The sequence below is a fragment of the uncultured Faecalicoccus sp. genome, assembly GCF_944325745.1.
Lineage (GTDB): Bacteria > Bacillota_I > Bacilli_A > Erysipelotrichales > Erysipelotrichaceae > Faecalicoccus.
This window is the reverse complement of sequence record NZ_CALVBG010000048.1, coordinates 1-10,719: the sequence shown is the minus strand read 5'-3', so window position 1 is coordinate 10,719 and position 10,719 is coordinate 1. Positions and strand designations below refer to the sequence as shown.

The following is a 10,719-nucleotide window of genomic DNA, read 5'->3' as shown; positions in this document are numbered from 1 at the left end:
GTTTTAATTTAAAACTGGCTTTGTTGACGATCACACGGGCACTGATTTCACAGACATCCTCTAAGATGACCAAGCCATTTTCTTTGAGTGTCGTCCCGCTTTCTACGATATCGACAATGCCATCCGCCAACCCTAAAATGGGAGCCAGTTCCACTGAACCATCGATCTTGATCACTTCGACATCGATCCCGCGGCTTAGGAAATATTCCCGAGCGACATGCGGGTATTTGGTGCCGATCTTGACATGACCCACTTTTTGAAACACATCTTTATCGGGTAACGAGGCTACACAGAATTTACATTTTCCGATTTGCAGATCGAGCAATTCATAGTTTTGATTTCCTCTTTCCATCAATGTATCCTTGCCGACAACACCGATATCGGCCACCCCATGATTGACATAGGTGATCACGTCATTGGATTTGACCAAGAAATAGCGGATGTCCTTCTTCGTATCTTCAAAGACCAATGCTCTGCCTTTGTCTTTGAGATTTTCGGTTCCATAGCCCATCTTCTCTAACATGGCCACGGTCTTTTTTTCTAAACGTCCTTTGGTCAGGGCAATACTCAAACTCATAATGAATCCTCCTCGATCCGGATCTCTTGGGCCTGGCAAGGAATCAGGGATACTTCATGCTCTTGGCGCAAGATCTGCGCTTTTTGATAGGCTTCCAGCTGTTTGTTTTGCGGATAATACAACCGCAAGATCTTCTTGGAAGGAGTCTTCAAAGATTCTAATAAATAATCCAGCTTCACACTAAAGCCGCAGGCCGGAAGATCGCGGCCAAATTTTTCCAGTAAAGAATCGTAGCGTCCGCCGCTCAAGACACTGACGCCGACTCCTTCTACAAAACCTTCAAACAAGATCCCGGTATAGTAATCCAAATGCGGTACTTTTCCAAAATCAAAGCTGATATGATCCTTATACCCTAACTGTTGTAGATTCTGATAGAGATCCTGAAGACCTTGCACGATGCTTTGCAGCTGGGGATCAAAACTGATGCGCAAAGCTTCTTCCAGCACTTCTGCTCCCCCATTCAACAAAGGCAGTTTCTCAAAAAAAGCACAAACCTTCGGGTCTAATTTCATCGCATGCAATAACGCCTGAAGATCCACCAGACTTTTTTGATCGATCTTATAGGCCAACTCTTCACGCTTTTCCTCCGGGATCTGGGCACATTGACAAGCGACCTTGAAAAAAGAACTGTTCCCAATTTCCAACGTATAGTGATCCATGCCAAAAGCGGCCATGGTATCTAACGCACACGTGATGACTTCCAGATCGCTTTGATCATCAAGTCCGATCAGCTCTACCCCGCAGTCGGTCACTTCGCTGCGCCGGCCGGCAAAGCTTTCGCGAACCTTGAAGACATTGGAACAATAACGAAACCGATACGGCGGCAAAGCGTCTTTATATTTAGAAGCGCAGATCCGGGCAATCGGGACGGTCATATCCATTCGCAAAGCAAGGATCTGACTTTGGGCATCGAAAAATTTATACATCTGTTCCACCTGCAAGTTTGAAAACGCCTTCTGGTAAGACTCTAAAAATTCAATCGTGGGAGCGATCACTTCTTGATAGCCATACGCAGAAAAAACACTTTCGATCCGGTTTTTAAGAGCTTCTTTTTTCTGGACTTCATCCTTGATCAAATCTCGCATCCCCAAGGGTGTATGGATCTGCATATCGATTCCTCCTATACAAAAAAAACGTCCTGATAAGGACGTATTCAACGTGGTTCCACCTTACTTCATCCGGATCTCACGATCAGGACCTCTTCAAGTACTGACATACTCTAACACGATAACGGGTGTCTCCGATCTAGACTACTTTTCTTTCGTCCGAGTGCTCCAGGATGTGTTCAAATAAGGCCGCTCTTTCTTTTCACCACACAGAAAGTCTCTATGAAACGGGAACTTATCTTACTCTTTCCCTTCTTTGCATCTGTCTTAAGCATAAGCAATGTGAAATCAAATGTCAATAATAAATGTAAAATTATTTCATAAATGTAAATTATTTTCATTTTGATTCAAGATCGCCAGCAACTCATTCTGGATCGTGATCGGACTTTGATGTTTCAAGATGGAAAAGCACGGCAGAATATAGTTCTCAATAACATGATGAGCATTGAAAAGATCCAACGCTTGCTCAACGGACAGCCCTCTAATCTGAGCGATCCATTGAAGGCACAACAATATAAAACAAATCTCATCCATTGGTTTCATGAGGTCCACCTCCTAAGAATAAGATAGACCTCATTGTGACAGGATGCGTGTCAGTTTTGATAATAAAGATATTCTTCCAGACACCAATTGTGATCGGCAATCTCCCGGGCTGCTTCTTGACCCACATAGCGCAAATGCCAGCTTTCCGGCGCAATCAAAGTATACTCTTGTTTATCATCGGGATATCGTAAAATAAAACCGTAGTCTGCCAGATGTTCCAACAGCCAATCGTATTGAGGATGGTTGCGCACGGCATCCAGATCGCTGAAATCATTATCCATGCGTACATCCACACTGAGCCCGGTCTGATGTTCACTGCTTCCCGGCCTTGTCCAATAAGCATCGGCATATTTCTGGCCATAATTGGCCACTCCATTATTATAGAGTCCTTCTTGGTAGGCATAGCTGCGATAAGCAGAACAGGCATTCAAGATAAAGCCTTGTTGGGCGCTGGCCTGGACAAGTTCTTCAAAGGCCGCTGCCGCATTTTGGCGCATCATGACCGTTCCATTTTCGCCGCTGCTTGAAACGGGGACCAGATCGGCCGGTTCATACCCTGCCGGCAAGGCGTAATACTTATTGACCAGCTGAAGATCCGAATCCAGATCCTGGACTTCTTCCAGATGGGAATAAGGTTCCTGATCTAAGTTCATCGCCACGCGTTTGATGACTTCCTCTTCGGATAATTCCGGATGGGCCTGGGCATAGGCTTCTTCGCGGGCACTGTGTTTAGATTCTTCTTTCTTAGGTTCTTCCACTTCTTCCTGGACCACCTTGGCCTGTTCTGCCTGGTTTTCTTCCTGCGGTTTCGTAAGCTGGATCACCAGCTGGCTGATCAAAACACACAAAACCAGAAACAGGATCACGATCATGGTGATCAGCACTTTTCCAAAAGTCGTCAATCTTCTTTTGGGCTTTGCCATAATTACTCACTCTTTCTTAAGTATGTATAATCAGGATCTTGGATACATACAAAACTTCCGGAACTTGTTTTTCCCCAATAGCTGTCTGAAGCTCCTTCGTGTACACTTTCAATCACTACGGATTGATCTTTCTTCAAAGAGCCGGTACGATTGGCTCCATAATCCGGTCCGTCGCGCAAGACCATGTTATAGTTGGCTACATACGTACCTGGATCAAAAGGCATGGGATCTTCCCACGGATCTTCTTCCTCCCAAGGATCTTCTTCTTGTGCTTTTTCTTCGGCGTCCTGTCTAGCCTCCCGCTCTTCCTGAAGGCTTTCCCAAGCTTGATCATTTTCTTCTAATAAGTCTTGGATCTGTTCATCTTTTTGATCCATCTGCTGCGAATACCGCAGACCAAAGATCACGGCAAACGCCAATCCTAATACGATCAAAGCCCCAAGAACAATAGCGACGATCATCGGCGTCTTGGACCGTTTCGGCTGGGGAGCAGGCGATGGCTGTTCTTCTTTCTTTAAGACAACTTCTTCCTCGTCTTTAGGAGGATGAAAAGCCGGCGGTGTATCATACAGCGGTTTTCCGCAAAAGACACAGATCTTGGCACTTTCCGGATTTTCTTTTTGACAATTTCGGCATTTCATAATCAATCCCACACTTTCTTTTCTTTAGTATACCATTCTATTTCTTATTTTCTTTAAACAGTTTGGTCATCGTTTCATTTTTATACGTTAAGGAACGAATACTGAGGTTATCTACCTTTTTATTGGCCAGATGCAGCTGTCTGTCACTGGCCGCCAAGTTTTCACGAACCTTTTGCAGGTGCGAGATGGTCTTATCGATCTCATCGATGGCGCCTTGAAATTTGCGGCTGGCCAGCTCGACATTTTTCGTGAATCCTTCTTTGAAATCCATCATCTTTTCTTCAAAATGCGTCACGTCGATATTCTGCATGCGGCTTTCCATCAGCTCTTTTTTGAGGTCTGCATTTTTTAAAGCGGCATTGCGAAGGATCGTGATCATCGGAATAAAGAATTGCGGACGGATCACATACATCTTCTCATAGCGATACGAAACATCCACGATCCCGCTGTTATAGAGTTCACTATCCGGCTCCAACAAAGATACCAGGATCGCATATTCGCATTTCTTTTCTTTTCGATCTTTATCCAGCTCTTTGAAAAAAGATTCATTGGTCTTTTTTGTGGCAGTCTTGTCGGCTTCATTTTTCATTTCGAACATGATGGAAACGAGTTCATTGCCTTGTTCATCCAGCTCGCGGAAGATATAATCGCCTTTACTGCCGGAAGAGGCATCGTTGTCTTTTTCAAAATATGCATTTTGAAAGCCTGTGGCACGCAGCTGATTGAATTGATTCTCGCAATGTTTTTCCAAGGTCTCTCCCAACATCTTGGTCGATAAACGAACTTTCAGATCTTTATAGTATTCGATCATCTCATCTTTATCTTTGAGCTTTTGATTCATATTCAAGAGAAGCTCATGTTTCTGAGCCTCGATTTGATTTTTCTGATTCTCCAGATCTTGAAGCTTTTCTTTGAACGAAAGCTCGGCTTTGGCCAGTTCGATCGTTTTTTGACTTTTTAAGCGTTCAATCTCCTGCTCTTTTTCTTGAAGCTGCGACTGTTGTTTTTGGATCAGTGAACTCTTTTCTAGTTCTGCCTGCGAGTTTAACTTCTCCAGTTTGGCCTGATATTCTTTCTCCATCAAAGAAAGCTCCGCTTTTCGTTTTTCTTGATCCAACTTTTCCAACTTCTGTTTTTCTTGTTCAAACTGTTCATCGCGAACTTGTTTCAAGATCTCAATATATAACGAATCATCGATTGGAATGACCGTCTGACAATTGGGACAACGTATTTCTTTCATACAGATTCCTCCTGATTCTATTGTACCCGAAAATAAAAAGATCAGAGAAAAATCTCTGATCAATAGACGCGTTTTACGGTGATCTTATATCCGGAGTCTGTTTTCGAGATCGGACCGACCAGCGTTACACTTTGATTCCCTTGTTGGATCAGATGATCCGGATCCTCGATTTGGACCATCATGGACTGATCTTCATTCCACAAGATCATTCCTTCTTCTTCATCGCGGATCGTTTGCGGAAGTTGGCCACGGATCCAGACATCTTGATCGGTATTGACTAGCAGATTTCCATATTCCCAAACTTCATCCACTTGAAGCGGATCACTTTGCGACCAGGAAACAGTGTATTCTTCTTCTGTTTCCTCAGAAGAAGATGGCTGGTTTTGGACTTCCGATTCCTCTTCCGTCTTTTGTTCTTCCGGCTCTTTCGATGTCTTTTCATCATCCGCTTCTTCTTTTTCTTTTGAAGCTTTCGGATCTTCTTTGACACTCAAGATCAAAGTATTACTGGAAACACCATCCTGGCTGGCCGTGATTTGATAATCGCCAGCCTCATCAGCCGTAAAGCGAAGTACTTCTCCATCCCAATCCAGATCCGGATCTTTGGTCGCATGGAAAGAGTCTTCCGAAAGCTCGATGGATTCGGGTTCCACTTGTACTTTGATCTTTATGGTTTCATCCACTTCCAGATCTTTTTGATCACAAGATAATCGAATGGATTCAATTTCTTGTGAACCGCAGCCGCACAAAGCTAGAACCATTAAAATACTCGCGAATTTTTTCATATGGGTATCCTCCTTATAACCGCTTTTCAAATCCGCCATGGATCTTTTGTCCTTCATTCAAGATCACAAATGCCTGCGGATCCACTTCTTGGATGACCTTCTCTAAACGGCGAATCTCATATTTGTTCAAGGCGACAACTAAAATGTCTTCATGCTCCCCCGTATAGACGCCCGTTCCATCCCAACGCGTCACGCCGCGATGCAGACGCTGTAAGATCTCCATTTTTAAATCCGGGTTCTTTGTAAATATCATAGCGGAAATATTGATATTTTGATAGTGCACACGATCCGCTACCGTATACATCAGGGCAACAAAGATGATGGAATAAAGTGCACTTTGTACATCGACGATATAGGCAAAGATCGCAAAGACAAAGATATTCAAAAGGATCGAAAGTTTCCCGACCGAAAAATCCGGCTTGGTTTTGGAAAAATAGACGCCCAAGATATCGATCCCGCCGGCACAGGAACTGCTCTGAAGACAAAGGCCGACCCCGACACCGCTCATCAGGGCCCCGAAAGCACAATTGCTCAGCATATCCGGCATGACGGCTTCATGGATCGGAGGCAGCAAAGACAAGGTGACCATCTGGATCAAAATGCTGATCAAGGTACGGATACAGAAAGATTTGGAGATCGATCGCAAGGCCAGAATATACAGCGGTACATTCAATAACAAGTTCATAAACCCGGTCAGATCCAAATTCTCAGGATTCGGATTCAAAGGTCGTAAGACAAGATTCAAGATCTGGGCAACCCCGACAACACCGCCGGAGTTTAAAGCGCTGGGCGTGATGAATAAATAGATCCCTAAGGAAAATAAAAAACTTCCTGCGATCACTTTCACATACTTCATGACTTCATCTTTCATGTTCTTCGTTCTCCTTTTTCACATGACTGCCGGGCAAAAGACGCAAGCCTTTGGGGATCTTATTATTGATGCGCTGTCCATCGCTTTTGCCAAATCCAAAAGGCAGTCCGTCAATACAATATGCGACGTATCCTTTGGAAACTTGGGAGGCGATAGGAGCCCCATGCATCACTTCATCCATTTGTTCCAGGCTCAGTTCCTGCGTCAATACATAATTCTCTTTAGGAAAAGCTTGAAATAAAGCGTGTGCCGGTTCCAGACGATTTTTGATCCAGGTTCCTGCCAAGACTCCCTGGCGGATCATACGAACCTGGGAACATTTCAAAAACGGATGATCCATGACATAGACCTGATTGTTTTGGATCCGAATCTGGTCAGGAATCCAATGGATCCATTTCTTTAACTCTTCCTGTGTTTTCAGATCAGTTTTTTTCAACTTTTGCGTCGGTAAAGCGCGCGTTTGTCCTTCAATCTTTTTCATCTTACATACGAAGTGGCCTTCGCCGCCATCCATCGGATAGATCCGAACCACTTTCTTCGCATCCATCCCTGGAGTGGGGATCCCTTGCCTGCCAAAAGAACCATGCGGATCGATTTGGATCATATCGGGATGTTCTTTCAAAAAAGCGGCGATTACTTCTTCGTTTTCTTCTCGGGAATACGTACAAGTCGAATACACCAGGATCCCGTCCTTTTTCAGCGCCTGATAAGCGGAGGATAAGATCTCTTTTTGACGGCGGGCACAAGCTTGAACATGACTCAAAGACCATGACTGCATCGCCGCATCGTGTTTTTTCATCATGCCTTCCCCCGAACAAGGGGCATCGACTAAAACCTTATCAAAACAATCATGCAGCTGTTCGCATAAGGGGCCCACTTCCCCTTGGGTCAAGGCAAAATTTCGCACGCCCATCCGCTCCAAATTCGACAACAAGACCATCGCCCGCTTGGGATCGTATTCATTGCAGACCAGAAAGCCATCCTCTAACCGGGAAGCAATCTGTGTGGTTTTACCGCCCGGGGCAGCACAAAGATCCAATACGATATCATCGGGCTGCACATCCAAGATCTCCACAGCACTGGATGCGCTAGGCTCCTGTAAATAAAAGGCGCCCGCAATATGATAAGGGTGGTTTCCCAAAGCCTGGTCCACATAAAAACTTTGCGGACAAAAAGGACTTTGTTTTCCCAAAGGAGCGTTATCCTTTAATTTTTCTAGTGTGATCTTGCGGGGATCATATCTCAGACCCCGCAACAAAGGCCGAGACAAACTTTCCACAAAGGCCTCGTAATCATCCTTTAGATCATTTTTCATCCGTTTTAAAAAAAGTGTTTCCATATTCTATCTCTTATTATATTACAGTTTCCGGGCGAAGGCGCGTCGCAATCGCACTGGAAGTTGCCGGCTCATCCCATCCGCAGCCAAAGGCAAAATCAGCCTGCTCCATAAAATAAGTCACCGCTTCTTCCAGGGAAACATGAATTTCAAAAACTTCAACGTGCGTATGCGGTCCGGTACTGTTTCCGCTGTTTCCCGACAGTGCCAATACATGGCCTTGATGAACTTGTTGTCCGGCCTGGACATAGAATTCATTGGAAAGATGAGCTAGCGAGATCGCATACAGCTTCTCTTGAACCGAGACCATCATACAGATCGTATTGCCTCCTCCATAGGGCCAGCCTTCCCAGTTGCCTAAATAGCCGTCGTTGGAATCACAAGGTGTATCGGCATACAGAATCAGTCCATTGGCTGGAGCCAAGACTTCCGAATATAGATTCGCAGCCAGATCCATTCCTAGATGAAGTCCTCCTTGCGGATAGGTCCAGGTCCCCGCCGAGATCGATGCCCCTAAAATGAGTTCTTGAAAAAACGGACTCGTTTCCGCAATCGAAGCCTGGGGATTCAAGCAAGTATACGGAACTTGCCAGTCGTTGGCATGCATCCCACCAAACGCCGGAAGATCTTGCGTACCTTGAATGATCTGATGAGAATCAAAAGTGTGACTGGTTTTTCTGTCGGGCCTTTGATCTTGTCCAAAGCGGATCCACAACTCCTTTTGCGCTGCTTCGATACGCTCTTGGATCGCTTCCAGTTCTTGAGCAGAAACTTGAAAAGATTCCCATTGTTTCTCGAGTTTTTGAACCTGATCTTGAAGTAATCGATAGTTGTCGTTTTGAACCACCAGTTCTTCTAAAGGCTTTCGCAGATCTTTTGAAGATATCGGATACGTGCTTTGATTCTTTAATAATTCAATCGCAAGCTGATCTTTTTGACGTTCGATCTTTGTCTCTTGTTGACGCAGGGCTTCCTTTTGTTCGAACTTTTGATCCTCCACTTGATCTTTCTTTGTCTGGATCTTTTCTTTTTGGGAAATGATCTCTTGGTAGAGTTTAGAAAGATCTTCGGAGAGTGAAGAAGCATGAGCCGAATCACAAGTCTGCACTTGGTTTTCGAGTTTTTGGAGCTGCTCCATCCAATCGGTTTGAACAGAGGTGCTCCCTAAAGAAAAAGGCAAAAAAAAGCAGACCAAGAATTGAGAAATTCGCATAAAATCTCCTTCTACTGTCTGTTTTCTTCGCCCTTAGCTTATCATATTTTTTGATGAATTTTCAATCCTTTTATAAAGGGGTGCCGAATTTAAGATCATCAGGAAAACAAGCGATGTCGCAAGCACATTCATCGTTACATCCAAAAGGCCATGGATCAAAAAGATCCCGATCATACCGACCATCAGTCCAAACAAACGAGGGTTGGTTTTGCGCACGGAAAAGATCTCCGGCAATAAGTAACGGAAAGCATAGATCACAAGCAATACAACGCCAAGGATCCCATAGGAAGCAAAGGCATCAATATAGATATTGTGGCAATGCGGCGCTTTGTGGCCATCAAACATTCGGTAATACATGCCATACGATTGCGGCCCTAAACCAAACAAAGGATAGGCGCAGAAACCAATCCAGGCACATCGCCAGATCTTGAACCGTGATTCCAGCGTACTCATATCGGTAATGCGCGGAATCATCGATGGATTTAAGCAGACAAACAGGATCCCTGCCCCCATCACGAGCACCGAAAGCCAAAACCAGCCTTTTTCTTTGGCCAGCCACAAAAACAAAGGAATCACGATCACAAAAGGCAACAAGGCTGTTCGGCAGCCCGTCAACAACAACAATCCAAAATTAAAGAAAGAAACCAAAACGACAAAAAGCCGGTAGGAAATCTTTTTATTTTGCGTGAACCGATAGACACCTAAAAAGATCCACATCTCCAACATCGTGGCATAGAGATTGGCATTATCGAAAGTGGCCATGATCCTTCGTTTCGGTGAATTCTGGATATGGAATTCCCAAAAGGAATAGCCTTTTGCCTGAGAGAATTCCTGAAATTGGACCAGGGCATAAATCCCCGCCAAAATCGAGAGCACAAGCATCAAATCAATTCCCAAGGTCAATGTCTTAGGATGAATCTTTTCCCGATAAAGGGCCAGCCACAACATCACCAGTCCCATGCCTAACGCATTAACAAGTCCTACAATATTCTGTTCAAAAGCGGAAACAACCACCTGCAGTCCGATAAAGGCATAGATCCAAAGGGCGCCTGGTTGTTTGCGAAGGGCTGGGATCAATTCTTTTTTATAAAGAGCCACCCCTAAAACGATCAACAAATATGCGGCCGTGATGATCTGGGTACAAAACAAGGAAACGATCAGTCCGATAAAAAGCGCATCATACCCTCTCAAAGAGCGCAGCTCTAATATCCATTCTTTCATTGTTTTCATTCTATCCAATCTACTCTTTGACTTCAAGCATCCAAATAGGGCTCGATGATTTCCTGTACCACCTGATATCCGGCATCACTCAAATGTAGACCATCCACCGTATATTCCGCCTTGAGATTTCCCTGATCATCTTTTAAAGCGGAATAGAGATCGATATAATCGAGCTTTTCTTTTTTTGCGGTTTCACGCAAACCTTGATTGACCTTTTGGATCTGATCATTGGAGCGCAGTCCTACTGTGTACGGATCGACCTG

The 10,719-nt window shown here is 44.5% G+C and carries 12 protein-coding genes and 1 other annotated feature; all 12 genes read right to left on the bottom strand.

Annotation, left to right across the window (positions count from 1 at the left end; genetic code table 11):
- A partial coding sequence (hisG, locus tag Q0J48_RS05460) for an ATP phosphoribosyltransferase (protein ID WP_296242352.1) occupies positions 1–577 on the bottom strand: 577 nt, incomplete at its 3' end.
- Positions 574–1,686: an ATP phosphoribosyltransferase regulatory subunit gene (hisZ, locus tag Q0J48_RS05455; protein WP_296242348.1), complete on the bottom strand. Its 1,113-nt coding sequence runs from the start codon at positions 1,684–1,686 to the stop codon at positions 574–576. The genes hisG and hisZ, both read right to left, overlap by 4 nt.
- Before the next feature lie 31 nt (positions 1,687–1,717).
- Positions 1,718–1,949, bottom strand: a binding site (T-box leader).
- Between the two features lie 52 nt (positions 1,950–2,001).
- Entirely contained in the window at positions 2,002–2,226 is a 225-nt protein-coding gene (locus Q0J48_RS05450) for a DUF3791 domain-containing protein (RefSeq protein ID WP_296242345.1), read from the bottom strand.
- Positions 2,227–2,276: 50 nt separating this feature from the next.
- The gene (locus Q0J48_RS05445) at positions 2,277–3,149 is read right to left on the bottom strand and encodes a M15 family metallopeptidase (RefSeq protein ID WP_296242344.1); all 873 of its coding nucleotides are present in this window, start codon (positions 3,147–3,149) and stop codon (positions 2,277–2,279) included.
- 2 nt (positions 3,150–3,151) lie between these two features.
- A complete protein-coding gene (locus tag Q0J48_RS05440; RefSeq protein WP_296242343.1) occupies positions 3,152–3,790 on the bottom strand; it encodes a hypothetical protein in 639 nt (212 codons plus the stop codon).
- Positions 3,791–3,827: 37 nt separating this feature from the next.
- Positions 3,828–5,030: a DUF2130 domain-containing protein gene (locus Q0J48_RS05435; RefSeq protein ID WP_296242342.1), complete on the bottom strand. Its 1,203-nt coding sequence runs from the start codon at positions 5,028–5,030 to the stop codon at positions 3,828–3,830.
- A gap of 59 nt (positions 5,031–5,089) precedes the next feature.
- Positions 5,090–5,815 carry a hypothetical protein gene (locus tag Q0J48_RS05430; protein WP_296242341.1) on the bottom strand — a complete coding sequence of 242 codons (726 nt, stop codon included), beginning with the start codon at positions 5,813–5,815 and terminating at the stop codon, positions 5,090–5,092.
- A gap of 13 nt (positions 5,816–5,828) precedes the next feature.
- Positions 5,829–6,686 carry a YitT family protein gene (locus tag Q0J48_RS05425; protein WP_296242340.1) on the bottom strand — a complete coding sequence of 286 codons (858 nt, stop codon included), beginning with the start codon at positions 6,684–6,686 and terminating at the stop codon, positions 5,829–5,831.
- The gene (locus Q0J48_RS05420) at positions 6,676–8,025 is read right to left on the bottom strand and encodes an RsmB/NOP family class I SAM-dependent RNA methyltransferase (RefSeq protein ID WP_296242338.1); all 1,350 of its coding nucleotides are present in this window, start codon (positions 8,023–8,025) and stop codon (positions 6,676–6,678) included. Before Q0J48_RS05420 ends, Q0J48_RS05425 begins: the two co-directional genes overlap by 11 nt.
- 13 nt (positions 8,026–8,038) lie before the next feature.
- Entirely contained in the window at positions 8,039–9,235 is a 1,197-nt protein-coding gene (locus Q0J48_RS05415) for a peptidoglycan DD-metalloendopeptidase family protein (protein WP_296242335.1), read from the bottom strand.
- Between the two features lie 33 nt (positions 9,236–9,268).
- Positions 9,269–10,456: an O-antigen ligase family protein gene (locus tag Q0J48_RS05410; RefSeq protein ID WP_296242334.1), complete on the bottom strand. Its 1,188-nt coding sequence runs from the start codon at positions 10,454–10,456 to the stop codon at positions 9,269–9,271.
- 32 nt (positions 10,457–10,488) lie between these two features.
- Positions 10,489–10,719, bottom strand: a 231-nt coding sequence (locus tag Q0J48_RS05405) for a GDSL-type esterase/lipase family protein (RefSeq protein WP_296242332.1), incomplete at its 5' end; no start/stop codon positions are given.